Below are 18085 nucleotides of genomic sequence, written 5' to 3' on the forward strand. Positions count from 1 at the left end.
ATGGTCAAATCTCAGCCGATTTTGAGATATATCTTGCGGGTAGCCCCCGCGATTGCAGTAGCGGTTCTGCTTTCCGCGTGTAGTTCAACAAGTACCGCCAGGAATATGCATTCTGAGACGCATGCTGTGGGTAGTGGCGATTTATCATCACTGCAAGCCTCTCAGGATGAATTTGAAACGATGGTCCGTAACCTGGACGTAAAGTCCCGTTTAATGGATCAGTATGCCAGCTGGAAAGGCGTGCGTTACCGCCTCGGCGGCAGCACCCGCAAGGGTATCGACTGCTCAGCGTTTGTGCAGCGCACCTTCCGCGAACAATTTGGTCTGGAACTGCCGCGTTCAACTTCTGAACAGCAGGAAACCGGAAAATCGATTTCCCGTGCCCAACTGCGGACAGGCGATCTGGTTCTGTTTCGCGCCGGCTCTACCGGCCGCCATGTCGGGATCTACCTCGGCAACAACCAGTTTGTTCACGCCTCCACCAGCAGCGGGGTGACTATCTCCAGCATGGATGAGCCATACTGGAAAAAGCGCTACAATGAAGCGCGTCGAGTCCTGAGCCGCTCGTAAACTGTCCTCCACCGCCGCCGGTTATCCCTTGGCTGGCTGCGGGATAAAAAACACTGCCCCAGGCAGTGTTTTTTTTTGCCACCTGGTTCTCAACGTCGCAAAATAAGCTATGTCTTTTAAGTGGGAATGAGAAAAACGACGACCGACACTCCGTTGATGCGCTTCAATAACACGGAAAGAATCTGGCTATGCTTACTCGCTACTTTTCGCCCCAGCGTAAAACCTGGTTAACCAGCCTGAGCGTGGGGATCATCGTCGCGCTGTTGGCCGGGAGCATTCAGTTTATGGTGATCTACCATAACCGGGCCGAGCGTTTCGACGCCATTATCAACAATGTTAATACCTATCTGAAAAGCTATTTTCACGACCTGCGCCAGACCATTGACGGCCTGCAGCCGCTGGTGGACCAGCCCTGCGAGAATATTGACTCCGGGCTTACCTCCCACGCCGCGTTCAGCCCCAACGTCCGCGCTTTCCTGCTGGTCAAAAACGGCATCGCCTTTTGCTCATCGGCTACGGGAGCCATGAATACGCCCCTCAGCCAGCTGATCCCGGCCATCGATATCAGCAAACCCGTTGCTATGGCGATTTTACCAGGCACGCCGATGATGCCGAAGAGCGCGGCGCTGGCGCTGTGGGTAGGTAAACCCGGCGATCAAAACAGCGGCATTTTCGTGTCGATTAACGCTAATCTCACGCCGTATATCCTCTATTCCGCGCGGCAAAACGATTTCAGCGGCATTGCGCTGGCCATCGATCACACCGCTATCTCCACCTTCAGTAATCGGCTGGTGGATCCGCAAACGCTGCATAACGCGCCGATCCGCCAGGCACAGATCGAGGGCTTACCGCTGAAGGTCTACCTGTATGCCAACAGCTGGCTGGCGGAAAATACGCAGTTTGCTCTGCTGCTCGGGGTCGTCTGCGGCCTGCTGGCGGGGCTGCTCTGCTATTACGTGCTGACGATCAAATCGGATCCGCGAAAATCCATTCTGCTGGGGATCAAAAATAACCAGTTCTACATCGTTTATCAGCCGGTGGTTAATGCTCAGACTCTACGTATCAGCGGCGTGGAGGTCCTAATGCGCTGGCGCCATCCGGTGGTTGGTGAAATTCCGCCCGACGTTTTTATTAACCTGGCCGAAACCCAGCAGATGATCGTGCCGCTAACCCATCACCTGCTCGCGCTGATCGCCAGCGACGCTGCGGTGTTGAAGCGTATTCTGCCGCGCGGCGTGAAGCTGGGGCTGAATATTTCCCCTGCCCATCTGCAGGCCGACAGCTTCCGCGACGATATGCTGCGCTTCGCCGCCGCGCTGCCAGCCGACCACTTTCACGTGGTGCTGGAGGTAACCGAGCGGGCGATGATTGATAAAGAAAAATCGATGGCTAACTTCGCCTGGCTCCACCGCCAGGGATTCGAAATCGCGATTGATGATTTCGGCACCGGGCATAGCGCGCTGATCTATCTCGAACGCTATAACTTCGATTATCTGAAGATCGATCGCGGTTTTGTGCAGGCGATTGGTACTGAAACAGTAACCTCGCCGGTGCTGGATGCGGTACTGACCCTCAGCCGCCGGCTGAAATTAATGACCGTCGCCGAAGGGGTGGAGACCCAGGAACAGGCGGAGTGGCTTCGCGGCCAGGGCGTTCATTTCCTGCAGGGGTACTGGATCAGCCGACCGCTGTCGCTGGCCGGGCTGGTGGCTGCGCACGATGAACCCGCGAACTATTTCACAACGCGCTAAGTCTCACTTATGATGCGGGAACGGATGTCGGCCATGGGGGCCGGCCATGACAGGGTATTCTGCCGCCTATGTATGCGCGCCTCTTTCTGATTCTGCTGGCTCTGTTTAGCCTGGACGCTAAGGCGCAAACCATTCAGGAAAGCGTAGCCTTCGCGATTATCGGCGAACCGAAATACGCCGCCGGTTTCAGTCATTTTGATTACGTCAATCCCAGGGCGCCGAAAGGCGGCACCCTCACCCTGGCGGCGATCGGCACCTTTGATAACTTCAACCGTTATGCGCTGCGCGGCAACCCCGCGGTACGCACGGAGGCGCTCTACGATACCCTGTTCACCACCTCGGATGATGAGCCCGGCAGCTACTACCCGCTGATTGCCGAGCGGGCGCGCTATGCCGAGGACTATTCCTGGATGGAGATCGCGCTCAACCCGCGCGCCCGCTTCCATGACGGCACGCCGATCACCGCCCGCGATGTGGCGTTTACCTTCAACAAGTTTATGACCGAAGGGGTGCCGCAGTTTCGCCTGTTTTATAAAGGCACCACCGTGAAGGCCATCGCGCCGTTGACCGTGCGTATTGACCTCGGCCAGCCCGGCAAAGAGAACATGCTGAGTCTGCTGAGCCTGCCGGTGATGCCCGAGGCGTTCTGGCGCCAGCACAAACTCAGCGACCCGCTGTCGAAGCCGCCGCTGGCCAGCGGGCCATACCGCATCAGCGCCTGGCGAATGGGGCAATATATTACCTATTCCCGCGTCGCCGACTACTGGGCGGCCGACCTGCCGGTCAACCGCGGTCGCTGGAATTTCGATACGCTGCGCTATGACTATTATCTCGACGACAATGTCGCTTTCGAAGCCTTTAAAGCGGGAGCCGTCGATCGCCGGGAAGAGACCGTCGCCAAAAACTGGGCTACCCGCTACGTCGGTCGCAACTTCAGCCGCGGCTACATCATTAAAGATGAGCATACCAATACCTCGGCGCAGGATACCCAGTGGCTGGCGTTCAATATTCAGCGCCCGATTTTTGCCGATCGCCGGGTGCGGCAGGCCATTACCCTGGCGTTCGATTTCGAATGGATGAACAAGGCGCTGTTTTACAGCGCCTATCAGCGCGCCAACAGCTATTTCCAGAACACCGAATATGCCGCCCGCAGCCTGCCCGACGCAGCCGAGCTGGCCCTGCTGACGCCGATGAAAAAAGAACTGCCCCCGGAGCTCTTCAGCCAGGTTTACCAGCCGCCGGTCTCCCGCGGCGATGGCTTCGACCGCGCAAACTTACTCAAAGCCGACGCCCTGCTCAATGCGGCGGGCTGGACGGTGAAGAACCAGCGCCGGGTCAACGCCGCCACCGGCAAGCCGCTGCGCTTTGAGCTACTGCTGCCGGCCGGAGGCAATGACCGCTGGGTGCTGCCGTTTCAGCACAACCTGCAGCGTCTGGGGATCGTCATGGATATTCGTCAGGTTGATAATTCGCAGTACAGCAACCGCCGCCGCAGCCGGGATTACGACATGATGCCAAGCCTGTGGCGCGCCATGCCCTGGCCGGGGACCGACCTGCAAATCTCCTGGGCGTCCGACTATATTCACTCCAGCTACAACGCGCCGGGGGTGCAAAGCCCGGTAGTGGATAAGCTGATTGCGCAGATCCTGCAGTGGCAGGGCAATAAGCAGAAACTGATCCCTCTCGGTCGGGCGCTGGATCGTGTGCTGACCTGGAATAACTACATGTTGCCGATGTGGTATATGGCGCAGGACCGCACCGCGTGGTGGAATAAGTTCTCTTTCCCCGCGACCCGCCCCATCTATTCGTCCGGCCTCGATACCTGGTGGTACGACGTGAACAAAGCGGCCACCCTCCCCGCGGACAGACGCTAAGGACATCCCATGGGCAGCTACCTGATCCGCCGTTTGCTGTTAGTCATCCCCACCCTGTGGGCCATCATCACCATTAACTTTTTTATTGTCCAGATCGCGCCTGGCGGCCCGGTCGATCAGGCCATCGCCGCCATCGAGTTTAATCAGCGCGGCGGGATGCCGGGGGCTGGCGACGGCGGGATGGGCGCCAGCCATGCCCGCACCGGCGCAGGCAATATCAGCGAGGGTCACTATCGCGGCGGGCGCGGCCTCGACCCGGAAGTCATCGCCGAGATCACCCACCGCTACGGCTTCGATAAACCGCTGCACGAACGCTATCTGAAGATGCTGGGCGATTATCTGCGCTTTGATTTCGGCGACAGCCTGTTTCGCAGCGCCTCCGTGCTGCAGCTGATTAAAGACAGCCTGCCGGTCTCGGTGAGCCTCGGGCTGTGGAGCACGCTGATTATCTATCTGGTCTCCATTCCGCTGGGCATCCGCAAAGCGGTCAGCAACGGCAGCCGCTTTGATATCTGGAGCAGTACGCTGATTATCATTGGCTATGCGATCCCTGCCTTTCTGTTCGCCATCCTGCTGATCGTGATTTTTGCCGGCGGCAGCTATTTCGACCTCTTCCCGCTGCGCGGTCTGGTCTCGCCAAATTTCGACACCCTCCCCTGGTATCAGAAGATCCTCGACTACCTGTGGCACATCACCCTGCCGGTGCTGGCGACGGTAATTGGCGGCTTTGCCGCGCTGACTATGCTGACCAAAAACAGCTTCCTCGACGAGATCCGCAAACAGTATGTGGTCACCGCCCGCGCCAAAGGCGTTGGTGAGAAACAGATCCTCTGGGGACACGTGTTCCGTAACGCCATGCTGCTGGTAATCGCCGGCTTCCCGGCCACCTTTATCAGTATGTTCTTTACCGGCTCGTTGCTGATCGAAGTGATGTTCTCGCTAAACGGCCTGGGTCTGCTGGGCTATGAAGCGACGGTCTCCCGCGACTATCCGGTGATGTTTGGCACGCTCTATATTTTCACTCTGATTGGCCTGCTGCTGAATATCGTCAGCGATATCAGCTATACGCTGGTCGACCCGCGCATTGATTTTGAGGGCCGCTAATGTCTTTCTTCAGTCCCGTTAATCAGGCCCGCTGGGCGCGCTTTCGCCACAACCGTCGCGGCTACTGGTCGCTGTGGCTGTTTTTAATTCTCTTTCTTTGCAGCCTGGGCGCCGAGCTGCTGGCCAACGATCGCCCGCTGCTGGTGCAGTACCGGGGCCAGCTGTACGTCCCGGTGTTAAAAAACTACACCGAGCAAACCTTCGGCGGCGCGTTCGCCACCGCCGCCGACTATCAGGATCCCTGGCTGCAGCAGCAGCTGGCGACTCACGGCTGGGCGCTATGGCCGCCAGTGCGCTTCGGCGCGACGACAATTAATTTTGCCAGCACGGTTCCCTTTCCATCGCCGCCCTCGGCCAGCAACTGGCTCGGCACCGACGCCAACGGCGGCGATGTGCTGGCGCGGATCCTCTATGGGACACGCATCTCGGTGCTCTTCGGTCTGCTGCTGACGCTGTTCTCCAGCGTGCTGGGGGTGCTGGCCGGAGCGATACAGGGTTACTACGGCGGTAAAATCGACCTGTGGGGGCAGCGCTTTATCGAAGTCTGGTCCGGCATGCCAACGCTGTTCCTGATTATCCTGCTCTCCAGCGTCGTGCAGCCGGGTTTCTGGTGGCTGTTGGCAATCACCGTTCTCTTTGGCTGGATGACGCTGGTGGGCGTGGTGCGCGCGGAATTTCTCCGCACCCGCAACTACGACTATGTTCGGGCGGCGCAGGCGTTAGGGGTTAGCGACCGGCAGATCATCCTGCGGCATATGTTGCCCAACGCGATGGTGGCGACCCTCACCTTCCTGCCCTTTATCCTGTGCAGCTCCATTACCACCCTGACGTCGCTGGATTTTCTCGGCTTCGGCCTGCCGCTCGGCTCGCCCTCCCTCGGCGAGCTGCTGCTGCAGGGCAAAAACAACCTGCAGGCGCCCTGGCTGGGCATTGCCGCATTTCTCTCCGTCGCCGTGCTGCTGACGCTACTGATTTTTATCGGTGAAGCGGTTCGCGACGCCTTTGACCCGAGTAAGGCGGTGTAATATGACCCACCCGCTATTAGCTATCGACAATCTCTCTATTGCCTTTCGCCAGCAGGGCGAGACGCAGACCGTGGTGCATAATCTGTCGCTCGAGGTGGCGGTCGGCGAAACGCTGGCGCTGGTGGGCGAATCCGGCTCAGGTAAGAGCATCTCCGCCCTGTCGGTGCTGCGGCTGCTCCCTACCCCGCCGGCCAGCTACCCCAGCGGTGACATCCGTTTTCATGGCCAGTCGCTGCTGCATGCGGATGAGGCGACCCTGCGCGGCGTGCGCGGCAACCGGATCGCGATGATCTTTCAGGAGCCGATGGTATCGCTCAATCCCCTGCACACCCTGGAAAAACAGCTCTACGAGGTGCTGTCGTTACACCGGGGAATGCGCAAACAGGCGGCGCGCGGGGAGATCCTCGACTGCCTGGAGCGCGTCGGGATCCGTCAGGCGCCGCGGCGGCTGGCGGACTATCCGCATCAGCTCTCCGGTGGCGAGCGCCAGCGGGTGATGATCGCCATGGCGCTGCTGACTCGCCCGGAGCTGCTGATCGCCGACGAGCCGACTACCGCCCTGGACGTATCGGTGCAGGCGCAAATTCTGCAACTGCTGCGCGAGCTGAAGCAGGAGCTGAACATGGGGCTGCTGTTTATCACTCATAACCTGAGCATCGTCCGCCAGCTGGCTGACCGGGTGGCGGTTATGCAGAACGGCCGCTGCGTGGAACACAATGACTGTCGGGCGCTGTTCAGCGCGCCAGCGCATCCCTACACCCAACGCCTGCTGGATAGCGAGCCGGACGGGGAGCCGGTGCCGCTGGCCGCCGATGCCCCGGTGCTGCTGCAGGCGGACGATTTAAAGGTGGCGTTTCCCGTTCGCAAAGGGATCCTGCGTCGGGTGGTCGATCATCATCGGGTGGTCAACAGCCTTAGCTTTCAGCTGCGCGCCGGCGAGACGCTGGGCCTGGTGGGGGAATCGGGTTCCGGTAAAAGTACCACCGGCCTGGCCCTGCTGCGCCTGATCCCGTCCGGGGGCAAGATAACCTTCGCCGGCCAGCCGATTCAGGGCCGTAACCGCCGACAGCTGCTACCGCTGCGCCGACAGATGCAGGTGGTTTTTCAGGATCCGAACTCGTCGCTCAATCCGCGCCTCACGGCGCAGCAGATCATTGAGGAAGGCTTGCGCGTCCACCAGCCGACGCTGACGGCGGCCGAACGCGAACAGGCGGTGATCCTTGCCATGCAGGAGGTCGGCCTCGACCCGGCCAGCCGCCAGCGCTATCCGGCGGCGTTCTCCGGTGGCCAGCGACAGCGTATCGCCATCGCCAGAGCGTTGATCGTCAAACCGCAGCTGATCGTCCTCGATGAACCGACCTCATCGCTGGACAAAACCGTTCAGGCGCAGATCCTGAACCTGCTGAAAGCCTTACAGCGAAAGCATCAGCTGGCCTATATTTTTATCAGCCATGATTTAGGCGTGGTGCGGGCGCTGTGTCACCAGGTGATGGTGCTGCGTCAGGGAGAGGTGGTCGAACAGGGCGAGTGCAAGTCCGTCTTCAGCGCACCCCGGCATGAGTATACCCGCCAGCTGCTGGCGCTAAGCTGACGGTCAGAAAGGGTTATTGCCGGAGAAGGGCTCGGCGATGGCCACGCCAAAGTTTTTCAGACGACAGGTGGCGGCAAACTCATCCTGCAGGTTAACGAACAGGCAGGGTTCACCTTCGCACTCCAGCACGGAACAGTCGACTTCGATGTCGCTTAACGCCTGACTGAGCTTATGCATCACCGGCCAGGCTTTCTCACCGTCCGGGCTCAGCAATTTAAGGGCAACGAGACTGTTCTCGTTCTGCGCGCCGTTTTGCGGAATCGGTTCAACTCTGGAACCCGCAAAACCGGCCAGCCAGCGATAGCTCTGCGGCAGACGGTGTACGATAGAGAGTTGTTGTGTATTCACTTGGTTTCCCCGGAAGCAAAAGGCTTCACAATAAATTTACATCAATATTAACACACTGTTGACAAATAGTCCTGCCTTGAGGCAGAAAACGTTTACAGCGGCGGCGGACCAGGGTTAAGCGCTTATAATCCAGCGCTTTATTTTTTATACCCGGCGAGCCGATTGGCGCTATATGTACCCGTTTCTGTGATCCAAAACAACTTTTTTATCGCAACAATGCGACTTTTTACACTAATTGATTTTACATAAAGGAAACAAATGGCAGAACCCTGAAGCCCATTGCGGTTGACATGCATCAAGAAAGGGGCGATTTCGCCCCTGAAAATGTGACCTAGCGTGCGATTTTTCGCCGCCGGGATGCGTAAAGCGAAAAGAAAATAGAGCAGGTTGCGCAGAAGGCAATAGAGATCAGCATCGGCCAGGCGGTGGTAAACGTCGCCATCGACAGCAGCGCGCCGATAATCGCCCCGATACCGAAACGGAAAGTCCCCGCCAGCGACGAAGCAGTGGCCGCCATATGCGGAAACTCATCGAGGATCACCGCCATGGCGTTAGACGACACCATGGATACGCAGCCGACAAAGGCCGCTACGCCGATCACCAGTGACCAGAAGCCGACATCCAGCAGCGCGCAGACCACCATCCACACCGCCATGGCAAACTGGATCCACAGCCCGGCGCGGAACATACGCAACGCCCCTACCCGCCGCACAAACCGGCTGTTGAACATGGTCATCAGAAACAGAAAAACGATGTTCAGCGCAAAATAGTAGCCAAAGTGCTGAGGCGCGACGTGGTTTATATTGATGTAGACAAAGGGACCGGCGCTAAGGAAAGAGAACATGCCCGCGAAGCTAAAGCCGCTCGCCAGCATATAGCTCAGTACCCGCTTGTGGCGGAACAGCGTGGCAAAGTTACCCAGCGTGGTGCGCAGATGGAACGGCTGACGCCTTTCAGCCGGCAGCGTTTCGCGGATAAACAGGCCGATCATCAGCGAGGCCAGCAGGGCCACCAGGGCGAGGATCCAAAAGATGGCATGCCAGCTGAACCAGACCAACACCGCCCCGCCGACCATCGGCGCCACCAGCGGCGCAATGGTCGTGACCAGCATGACAAACGACATCATGCGCGAAAACTCATCTTTCGGATAGATGTCGCGCATCAGGGCGTTAATCACCACGCTGGCCGCCGCGGCTGCCAGACCGTGGAAGAAACGCATGACAATCAGCATATCGACGGTTTGCGACAGGGCGCAGGCTACCGCCGCCGCCGCGAAGACCAGCGTCCCGCCGAGGATCACCGGCTTGCGGCCAAGGCTGTCCGCCATCGGGCCGTACAGCAGCTGACCCAGCGCAAAGCCGAGGATATAGGTGCTGAGCGTCATCTGCGCGCTGCCGTCCGGGACGTTATACTGGGCGGCGATCACCGGCAGGGCCGGAAGATACATATCAATAGACAGCGGCATCAGCATGGCCAGCAGGCCAAGGATAAACACAATCCCCAGTGAAGAATTTTGCTTCAGCGTCACGTTTTACTCCGTGGCTGCGGGGCGCCCACGCTGGCGATTTCCGCTTCCGTCAGCGGACGATATTCACCCGGCGCCAGCGATTCATCCAGCAGGATGTCGCCGATGCGTTCCCGATGCAGGCCAACCACGTGGTTGCCCACGGCGGCGAACATGCGTTTCACCTGATGGTAGCGGCCTTCGCTGATGGTGAGGCGCACTTCGGTCGGAGTGATAACTTCCAGCAACGCCGGTTTGGTGAGATCTTTTTCGTTATGCAGCTGGACGCCTTTGGCGAACAGCTCCGCGGTCCCTTCCGCCAGCGGGCTTTCCAGCGCCACCAGATAGGTTTTTTCACAGTGGTGGCGCGGCGAGGTAATGCGATGCGACCACTGGCCGTCATCGGTCATCAGCACCAGCCCGGTGGTGTCGATATCCAGCCGTCCGGCGGCGTGCAGCTTATGCGCCACCGGCTCGTCGAGGAAATAAAGGATAGTCGGATGATCGGGATCGTCGGTGGAACAGACGTACCCTTGCGGCTTGTTGAGCATAAAGTAACGCGGGCCATTCTGCTGGGTCAGCGTATTTCCGTCATACTCCACCTCGTGCTCCGGCTGGAGCTTAAAAGAGGCATCTTTCACAATGTCGCCGTCCACGGTAACGCGGCTGCCGCGAATTTCACGCCCGGCAATAGCCCGGCTGACGCCCAGCTGCTGAGCGATAAACTTATCAAGTCGCATGAGATTTTTTTAGCCTGTCATAGTGCTGGAGCGGGCAAATCGCCCGAAAAAGAAGAATTTCACCGGCTAGTATAACGGGCTCTTAACACCACTCAAGGGAAAAGATTCATGGCATACTATTCGCCAGTTAATTAGCCCCGTGAATTCATGACTTTTACATTACGTCCTTACCAACAAGAAGCCGTCGATGCCACCCTCGCCTGGTTCCGTCGCCATACCGAGCCGGCGGCGATTGTCCTGCCCACCGGCGCGGGCAAAAGTCTGGTGATCGCCGAGCTTGCCAGGCTGGCGCGCGGCCGCGTGCTGGTGCTGGCCCATGTCAAAGAGCTGGTGGCGCAGAACCATGCCAAATACTGCGCCCTTGGCCTCGAGGCGGATATCTTCGCCGCCGGTCTGCAGCGAAAAGAGAGCCACGGCAAAGTGGTGTTCGCCAGCGTGCAGTCGGTGGCGCGCAATCTCGACCAGTTTCGCAGCGAATTTTCGCTACTCATCGTCGATGAATGCCACCGCATCAGCGATGATGACGACAGCCAGTATCAGCAGATCATCGGTCACCTGCGGCAGGTCAATCCGCAGATCCGGCTGCTCGGCCTGACGGCCACGCCGTTCCGCCTTGGCAAGGGCTGGATCTATCAGTTCCATTATCATGGGATGGTGCGCGGCGATGAAAAGGCCCTGTTCCGCGACTGCATCTATGAGCTACCGCTGCGCTATATGATTAAACACGGCTATCTGACGCCGCCGGAGCGCCTCGATATGCCGGTGGTGCAGTACGATTTCAGTCGCCTGCAGGCGCAAAGCAACGGCCTGTTCAGCGAAGCCGATCTTAACCATGAGCTGAAAAAACAACAGCGTATCACGCCGCATATTGTCAGCCAGATCGTGGAGTTCGCCGAAAACCGCAAAGGGGTGATGATCTTTGCCGCCACCGTGGAACACGCCCGGGAAGTGACCGGCCTGCTGCCGGTAGGCCAGGCGGCGCTGATCACCGGCGAAACGCCTGGGCCGGAGCGGGATCGCATCATCGAGGCCTTTAAAGCGCAGGCGTATCGCTATCTGGTGAACGTCGCGGTGCTGACCACCGGCTTCGACGCCCCGCACGTCGACCTGATCGCCATCCTCCGCCCCACCGAGTCGGTGAGTCTTTACCAACAGATCGTTGGCCGCGGTCTGCGCCTGGCGCCGGGGAAAACCGACTGTCTGATCCTCGACTACGCCGGCAATCCGCATGACCTGTATGCCCCGGAAGTGGGGACGCCGAAGGGCAAAAGCGACAACGTGCCGGTGCAGGTCTTCTGCCCGGCCTGCGGCTTCGCCAATACCTTCTGGGGCAAAACCACCGCCGACGGCACCTTGATTGAACACTTTGGCCGCCGCTGCCAGGGGTGGTTCGAAGATGACGACGGCCACCGCGAACAGTGCGACTTCCGCTTTCGCTTTAAAAACTGCCCGCAGTGTAATGCGGAAAACGACATCGCCGCCCGCCGCTGCCGGGAGTGCGACACTATACTGGTTGACCCGGACGATATGCTGAAGGCGGCGCTGAAACTGAAGGACGCGCTGGTGCTGCGCTGCAGCGGCATGGCCCTGCAGCACGGCGGCGACGAGAAGGGCCCGTGGCTGAAAATCACCTACTACGATGAAGACGGGGCGGATGTCAGTGAGCGCTTCCGTCTGCAGACCCCCGCCCAGCGCACCGCCTTCGAACAACTGTTTATTCGCCCGCATACCCGCACCCCCGGGGTGCCGCTGCGCTGGATAACGCCGGCGGATATCGTGACCCAGCAGGCGCTGCTGCGCCATCCGGACTTTGTCGTCGCCCGCATGAAGGGGCAGTACTGGCAGGTGCGGGAAAAAGTGTTCGATTATCAGGGGCGTTTTCGTCGCGCCAACGAGCTGCGTTAATTACCGGAAAGCTGAGGTTTTGATTGCCCGGGTGTCGTTTGGCGGCTATAATGCCGCCCGCTTTTGCATTCGCAAAGCAGATAATCCGCCTGTTGCTGGGTCGCCTGTAGCAGGCTTTATATATAGAGAGACATCAATGTTTACTATCAACGCAGAAGTACGTAAAGAGCAGGGTAAGGGTGCGAGCCGCCGCCTGCGCGCAGCTAACAAGTTCCCGGCAATCATCTACGGTGGCGCAGCTGCTCCGGTTGCTATCGAACTGGACCACGACAAAGTATGGAACATGCAGGACAAAGCTGAGTTTTACAGCGAAGTTCTGACCGTCGTTGTTGATGGCAAAGAAGAAAAAGTCAAAGTTCAGGCTGTTCAGCGCCACGCGTTCAAGCCGAAACTGACTCACATCGACTTCGTTCGCGCGTAATCGCCGATAGCAAGTTGTATGGCAAGCGCCCCGGGGTCTCAGGCTCCGGGGCGTTTTGTTATCTGCGCTGCCAAAGCTCCGGCGCCTCGTGCACGATGTCGCTAAGCATCCGATGCTTATTCATTCCGGGCAGCCAGAGCATCACCATAGTGACGTTCAGCCCCTGACTGCCGACCTCCGTCGCGATTTCACTGACTCCCTGCCACTCGCCTGGCCGCAAATGGTCCGGTAAAAACCCCCAGCCCCTCCCCTGCTCCAGCGCATGGCGCAACAGGGTAATTTCATTCATATACAGCCTATGGCCGGAAATCTGCAGCCGGCGGGCGATTTGATCGTCACTGCGCCGGTGCATCACTAACTGCGGCGTCAACGAAAGATTCAATAGCGTCAGCGGCCGCGGAGCGTCGTGGAACAGGCTGTCCGCCGCGTAGAAACGCAGATCCACGGTGCCGAGCGCCCGCCACTCCATTTCGCTCCCCAGCGTGCGGTTGTTAGCCTGACATATCGCCATCTCCGCCACGCCATCGCTCAGCGCCTGCTCGGCTTCGCGACGCGAGGCGCTCCAGCAGCTCAGGCGGATCTGCCGTCGGGCCAGGTTATCGGCCAGCGCACAGAGAAATTCACGCGGCACGAAGGGATCGTACACCAGACGCAGCGCCTGCCCGGCGGTTTGCGGCAGCGTTTGCGCAAAAGACTCGAAAGCCTGCGCCTGACGCAACAGCAGATGCGCCTGGCGAAACAGCTGCTCACCCTCGGCAGTTAGCGTCAGGCTACGTCCTTCACGGCTGAACAGCCGGTAGCCCAGAGCATCTTCCAGATAGTCCAGCAGATCGCGCAGCGTGGTCCGGTCTTTAGCTAAACGAATGGCCGCCTGCGACAGGCTGCCGGTCTCAGCAATCGTCGCGAAGGCTTCAATCTGTGCGAATGAGTACTGTAGGGTTTTCATCCTTTTCTCCCTTAAGGGGGAAAATCCCCCATGTGCTGATTTTAGCCGGCGCGCGCCGATTTATATACTGCGCAGCGAATCTATGGCAAACGAGGAAATGACAATGATAAGAAAACCACTGGCCCTGGCGTTAATATTGGCGGCGCTGCCGGCGGCGGCAATGGCGCAACACTGCGGCAGCCTGACGCTGGATGTCTGCCCAACGCCTTACGATCAAACGCTACCCGCGGCCAAAGACATGCTCAGCTGGGATCAGACTTCACGCGTGATTGGCTTTCGCAATGACTATCGCAACTATGCCGGCGATGTCTTCCGCCACGGCGCCTCGACGCCGCTGGAGCGCGCTGAAAAACAACTGACCGATGCCCGCTATACGCTCAACGGCCACACCTGGAATTTGCAGGATTACCTGAAGCGCGAGAACGTCAGCGGTATGCTGGTGCTGAAAGATGGTAAAGTCGCCTGGAAATATCTCGCCGAAGGTAATACCGACACCACCCTGTGGACCTCGCGCTCGGTAGGCAAATCGGTGGTCTCGACGCTGGTCGGTATCGCCATTCAACAGGGTAAAATCCACTCCCTTGATGACCTGATTACCGTTTATGAACCCGAACTGAAAGGCACCGCCTGGGACGGCGTAACGCTGAAGCAGTTGATTCAACACACCAGCGGGGTGGAATGGAATGAAGACTACACCGACCCGCAGTCGCATTTCGCCCGCCTGACCCAGTGTGAAGCGCAGCCCGGCGCCTATGCCTGCGTGCGTAAGATCGTCACCGGCCTGGCGCGTCAACACCCGGCGGGCGAGCAGTGGTCCTACTCTTCCGGCGGCGCCTGGCTGCTTGGGGATATCCTGGAGCGCGCCACCGGCATGTCGCTGGCCGCCTGGCTTGAACAGGCTCTATGGCAGCCGGCCGGGATGGCCCACGACGGCGTGTGGCATGCTTATCAGCAAGGGAAGCACGACGTCGGCGCCCACGGCTTTAACGCCACCCTTGAAGACTGGGGCCGCTTTGGTGAATTCGTCGCCCGTGACGGTCGGTTAAGCAATGGCAAACAGCTGGTGCCGACTGGCTGGTTCGATCAAGCCGCCAGCTGGACCAAGGCGCTAAACTCGGTCTCGGCAGCGCATCCGGAGGGTATTTACGGCTATCAGTGGTGGAATAACGCGATTCCGGCGAATGCGCAAAACGTCCAGCCGACGCCGCAGGAAGGGCTTAAAGGGTCGCTGTGGGCGCTGGGGATCTACGGCCAGGTGATCATGGTGAACCGCGCGGAACACCTGGTGATCGTCCAGTGGTCGACCTGGCCGCAGGCGGAACCTTCCTTCAACGCTCAGCCGTTGGAAGCGGCGCTGATGTACAGCGCCATTGCCCGCGAGCTGCGTTAACTCCCCGCTCCTTGCCGCTCAGCCGGCGAGGAGCGTGTCGGCATTCAGCGCCAGGTGTTGCAGCAGGATAATGGTTTTAGCATCCATGATCTCGCCATCGCGAATGGCCTGCAGCGCCCGCGTCAGCGGCCACTCCAGTACTTCAATGTCCTCACCTTCCGCCGCCAGTCCGCCGCCGTCGCCCCGACGGTCATCGGCCTGATATTCGGCGATAAAAAAGTAGAGTTTTTCGGTGACGGAGCCGGGGCTCATAAAGACGGTGAAGACGGGTTCGACACGGGTCACGCGAAAGCCGGTCTCCTCTTCCGCTTCGGCAACGATCCGCGCCTCCGGCGAGGCGTTATCCAACAGCCCGGCGGCCGCCTCAATGAGATATCCGTCGTGGCCATGAGTAAATACCGGAAAACGGAACTGACGGGTCAGGACCACCGTCCGCTTTTCCCGGTTGTAGAGTAAAATGACTGCGCCGTTGCCCCGGTCATAAGCCTCGCGGCTCTGCTCCTGCCAGCGACCGTCCCGACGCAGCAGTTCGAAAGTATATTTTTTCAACGTGTACCAGTTATCCGAGAGCAGCGTCTCGCGAACGTGGCGGACGTGCGGTGCATGTGTTTGCATGTTATTTCCCCTTTGAGGTGACAGCAGGCACCATAACATGCATAATCGTGCACAAACAAGATCATTCGATGAAGGAAAACCGATGCTCGCCAGTCAGAGAAAACAGCAGATCCTCCAGATCCTCACCGAGGAAAAACAGGTGATGTCCGGGGAGCTAAGCCAGCGGTTTAACGTCTCCGAGGACTCCATTCGCCGCGATCTGCGCGAGCTGGCGGCGGAGGGAAAACTGCAGCGGGTCCATGGCGGGGCATTGCCGGTATCCGCCGCCATTGCGCCAATTGAAACGCGCAAAAGCGTGCAGATCGCCTCCAAGCAGGCGGTCGCCCGCGCCGCCGCCGCCCTGATCCAGCCGGGACAGGTGGTGATTGTCGATGGCGGCACCACCACCGCGGCGATGATCGGCTTTTTACCCGCCGACCTCAGCTGCACGGTGGTCACCCACAGCCCGGGCATCGCCGTGGCGCTGGTGGACCACTCGCGAATCGAGGTGATCCTGCTCGGCGGCAGAGTATTTAAACATTCGGTTGTCGCCGTCGGCGCCGAGACGCTGGCGGGAATGGCGCGGATCAACGCCGATCTGTTCTTTATGGGGGTGACCGGCGTCCACCCGCGGGCGGGTTTCACCACCGGTGATTACGAAGAGGCAGGCATCAAGCGCGCGCTGACGGCCAGGGCGGCAGAAACCGTGGTAATGGCCTCCCGGGAAAAGCTCAACGCCGCGTCGGCCTTTGCCATCGGCGAGCTGAGCCTCGCCAGTACGCTGATTGTCGATGGAGAACCCGACGCCGCGCTACGCCAACAGTTGGTGCAGAGCGGCGTGGAGATCGTCCCCGTTCAGCGGTAGCGCCGCCGGGGCGCAGGGCTTAATTGCCGCCTGACGTCCGGCGCTGCAGCTGGTCGCGCAGGTTCGGCGGGGTACCCTTAATGGTCAGGGTATCAGTGGCGGGATCCCAGAATACGCGTTCGCCCAGCAGCATGGCGTCGAAGTTAATGGTCAATCCGCCGCCGCTGCCGGCAAACTTGGTCAGCTGACGTAAGGTGCTGCGATCCGCCGGGAAGCTCTCTTCCAGCTCATAGCCCTGCTCAGCGGTGAATTCCTGGAAGCTCTTTTCGCTGACGCCGGCGAGCTCTTTGGACAGCGACTCCAGCTCAATCTCTTCCCCCGCCTGCAGCTGTTCGTTGCAGTAGGCGTAGACCTGCTGGCGCACGTTCTGTCGCTCGGATTTATCAAGCTGGGCATCGGCGGCGAAGTCATCCACCGCCTGCAGCAGGCCGCGGTTCTGCGCTTTGGCGTTAAGCCCTTCGCTGGCGCCGAGGAAATCCATAAAGAAATCGGCCACTTTGCGCCCTACCCGCCCTTTCAGGAAGGTCAGATAGCGGGTCGACTCCGGGTTGGTTTCCCACTCGGTGAGATCGATGCGCGCAACGATATCGGCATGGTTAATATCCAGATAATGGGTCGAGCGGATATCCAGCTCTTCGTTGACGCGCATACTGCTCAGGTTATTGAGTACCGCCACCAGCAGATACTCGACCGCAAGGTAACGATACTGGCAGAAGAGGACAATGCCTCCTTCGGCGAACGGGTATTTCGCCAGCTCATCGCGCAGGCGACCGGTCGCCGCGCGGCTAAACGCCAGAAACTCTTCTTCCCCCTGACGCTGCAGGCGCAGCGCCTGGGCCAGTTCGCTCTCTTCATTGAACAAGCCATAGGCTTTGCTTTTGGCGCTATAGACCCGGTGCAGTTCAGCCATCATCTCGACGACCGTCGCGTTCGGCTCCAGCAGTGACTCGCGCAGCACCAGCTCCAGATTTTGTTCATCACGTTTGATTAACTGATGCAGGGCAATCTGGTCGATATCCAGACTCATGTTAAACTCTCCTTTTAGACCGGGCGGTATTCAACCACCGCCGGGTGGCCGACGCAACTGGCGCCACACATTTCGACGTCGTTACCGTCGATTGATGCGCTTTTGCGCCGCGGCGAAAAAATGCGGAAAAAAAGCTGCTGCTACGGTAATATGTTGCCCTTTCACGAACAAACAGATTTTGAGTTTATGCCGCAAATTTCCCGCTATAGCGATCAACAGGTCGAACAGTTGCTCAGCGAGCTGACGAACGTCCTGGAATCACACAAAGCCCCGGTGGACCTTTCACTGATGGTGTTAGGCAATATGGTGACCAACCTGATCAACAGTAGCGTCGCGCCGGCGCAGCGTCAGGCCATCGCCCGTTCTTTCGCGCAGGCTTTGCAATCTTCGATTAACGACGATCCAGCGCATTAAGGATAACAGCAACAGT

17 protein-coding genes are annotated in these 18085 nt (G+C 59.2%); 11 read left to right on the top strand and 6 right to left on the bottom strand.

The window, feature by feature from the left end:
- The 6 genes from mepS (at nt 1) to yejF (ending at nt 7915) form a co-directional block, all read left to right on the top strand.
- Nucleotides 1-570 (top strand): bifunctional murein DD-endopeptidase/murein LD-carboxypeptidase, encoded by a 570-nt coding sequence (mepS, locus tag BHE81_RS11105; protein WP_002912967.1) that lies wholly within the window; start codon nt 1-3, stop codon nt 568-570.
- Between the two features lie 188 nt (nt 571-758).
- On the top strand, nt 759-2321 hold the full coding sequence (locus BHE81_RS11110) for a cyclic di-GMP phosphodiesterase (RefSeq protein WP_002912968.1): 1563 nt from the start codon (nt 759-761) through the stop codon (nt 2319-2321).
- Between the two features lie 68 nt (nt 2322-2389).
- On the top strand, nt 2390-4195 hold the full coding sequence (locus BHE81_RS11115; RefSeq protein WP_009307406.1) for an extracellular solute-binding protein: 1806 nt from the start codon (nt 2390-2392) through the stop codon (nt 4193-4195).
- Between the two features lie 9 nt (nt 4196-4204).
- The gene (locus tag BHE81_RS11120) at nt 4205-5299 is read left to right on the top strand and encodes a microcin C ABC transporter permease YejB (RefSeq protein WP_004200501.1); all 1095 of its coding nucleotides are present in this window, start codon (nt 4205-4207) and stop codon (nt 5297-5299) included.
- A complete protein-coding gene (locus BHE81_RS11125) occupies nt 5299-6324 on the top strand; it encodes a microcin C ABC transporter permease (RefSeq protein ID WP_002912972.1) in 1026 nt (341 codons plus the stop codon). The genes BHE81_RS11120 and BHE81_RS11125 overlap by 1 nt, the downstream gene beginning before the upstream one ends.
- A gap of 1 nt (nt 6325) precedes the next feature.
- Nucleotides 6326-7915 carry a microcin C ABC transporter ATP-binding protein YejF gene (yejF, locus tag BHE81_RS11130; RefSeq protein ID WP_004151118.1) on the top strand — a complete coding sequence of 530 codons (1590 nt, stop codon included), beginning with the start codon at nt 6326-6328 and terminating at the stop codon, nt 7913-7915.
- Between the two features lie 3 nt (nt 7916-7918).
- Here the strand turns inward: yejF and BHE81_RS11135 are convergent, their stop codons facing one another.
- The 3 genes from BHE81_RS11135 to rsuA all read right to left on the bottom strand — a co-directional run bounded on the left by BHE81_RS11135 (nt 7919) and on the right by rsuA (nt 10507).
- Complete coding sequence (locus BHE81_RS11135; protein WP_002912974.1) at nt 7919-8263, bottom strand: YejG family protein; 345 nt, start codon at nt 8261-8263, stop codon at nt 7919-7921.
- Nucleotides 8264-8594: 331 nt separating this feature from the next.
- Entirely contained in the window at nt 8595-9791 is a 1197-nt protein-coding gene (locus BHE81_RS11140) for a Bcr/CflA family multidrug efflux MFS transporter (protein WP_009307405.1), read from the bottom strand.
- Nucleotides 9788-10507 (bottom strand): 16S rRNA pseudouridine(516) synthase RsuA, encoded by a 720-nt coding sequence (rsuA, locus tag BHE81_RS11145; protein WP_002912977.1) that lies wholly within the window; start codon nt 10505-10507, stop codon nt 9788-9790. The genes BHE81_RS11140 and rsuA overlap by 4 nt, the downstream gene beginning before the upstream one ends.
- Before the next feature lie 147 nt (nt 10508-10654).
- Here rsuA and BHE81_RS11150 point away from each other — a divergent pair, with 147 nt between their 5' ends.
- Nucleotides 10655-12412 (top strand): DEAD/DEAH box helicase, encoded by a 1758-nt coding sequence (locus BHE81_RS11150; RefSeq protein WP_009307404.1) that lies wholly within the window; start codon nt 10655-10657, stop codon nt 12410-12412.
- Between the two features lie 136 nt (nt 12413-12548).
- Nucleotides 12549-12833, top strand: a complete 285-nt coding sequence (gene rplY / locus BHE81_RS11155) for a 50S ribosomal protein L25 (protein ID WP_004189006.1) — start codon at nt 12549-12551, stop codon at nt 12831-12833.
- Nucleotides 12834-12891: 58 nt separating this feature from the next.
- Here the strand turns inward: rplY and BHE81_RS11160 are convergent, their stop codons facing one another.
- Complete coding sequence (locus BHE81_RS11160) at nt 12892-13779, bottom strand: LysR family transcriptional regulator (RefSeq protein WP_110246499.1); 888 nt, start codon at nt 13777-13779, stop codon at nt 12892-12894.
- Nucleotides 13780-13882: 103 nt separating this feature from the next.
- Here BHE81_RS11160 and BHE81_RS11165 point away from each other — a divergent pair, with 103 nt between their 5' ends.
- The gene (locus tag BHE81_RS11165; protein ID WP_004175054.1) at nt 13883-15169 is read left to right on the top strand and encodes a serine hydrolase domain-containing protein; all 1287 of its coding nucleotides are present in this window, start codon (nt 13883-13885) and stop codon (nt 15167-15169) included.
- An 18-nt stretch (nt 15170-15187) separates the two neighbouring features.
- Here BHE81_RS11165 and BHE81_RS11170 read toward each other — a convergent pair whose 3' ends face one another.
- Nucleotides 15188-15784: an NUDIX domain-containing protein gene (locus BHE81_RS11170; RefSeq protein ID WP_004144265.1), complete on the bottom strand. Its 597-nt coding sequence runs from the start codon at nt 15782-15784 to the stop codon at nt 15188-15190.
- Between the two features lie 82 nt (nt 15785-15866).
- Between BHE81_RS11170 and BHE81_RS11175 the strand changes: the two genes are divergently transcribed.
- Nucleotides 15867-16628: a DeoR/GlpR family DNA-binding transcription regulator gene (locus tag BHE81_RS11175; RefSeq protein WP_009307400.1), complete on the top strand. Its 762-nt coding sequence runs from the start codon at nt 15867-15869 to the stop codon at nt 16626-16628.
- A gap of 19 nt (nt 16629-16647) precedes the next feature.
- Here the strand turns inward: BHE81_RS11175 and yejK are convergent, their stop codons facing one another.
- A complete protein-coding gene (gene yejK / locus BHE81_RS11180; RefSeq protein WP_004144267.1) occupies nt 16648-17655 on the bottom strand; it encodes a nucleoid-associated protein YejK in 1008 nt (335 codons plus the stop codon).
- 186 nt (nt 17656-17841) lie between these two features.
- Here yejK and BHE81_RS11190 point away from each other — a divergent pair, with 186 nt between their 5' ends.
- Nucleotides 17842-18069, top strand: coding sequence for a YejL family protein (locus tag BHE81_RS11190; protein ID WP_004195346.1), 228 nt, complete (start codon nt 17842-17844; stop codon nt 18067-18069).
- Nucleotides 18070-18085 lie beyond the last annotated feature (16 nt).

It is taken from the genome of Klebsiella sp. AqSCr, from assembly GCF_008452795.1.
GTDB lineage: Bacteria > Pseudomonadota > Gammaproteobacteria > Enterobacterales > Enterobacteriaceae > Klebsiella > Klebsiella pneumoniae.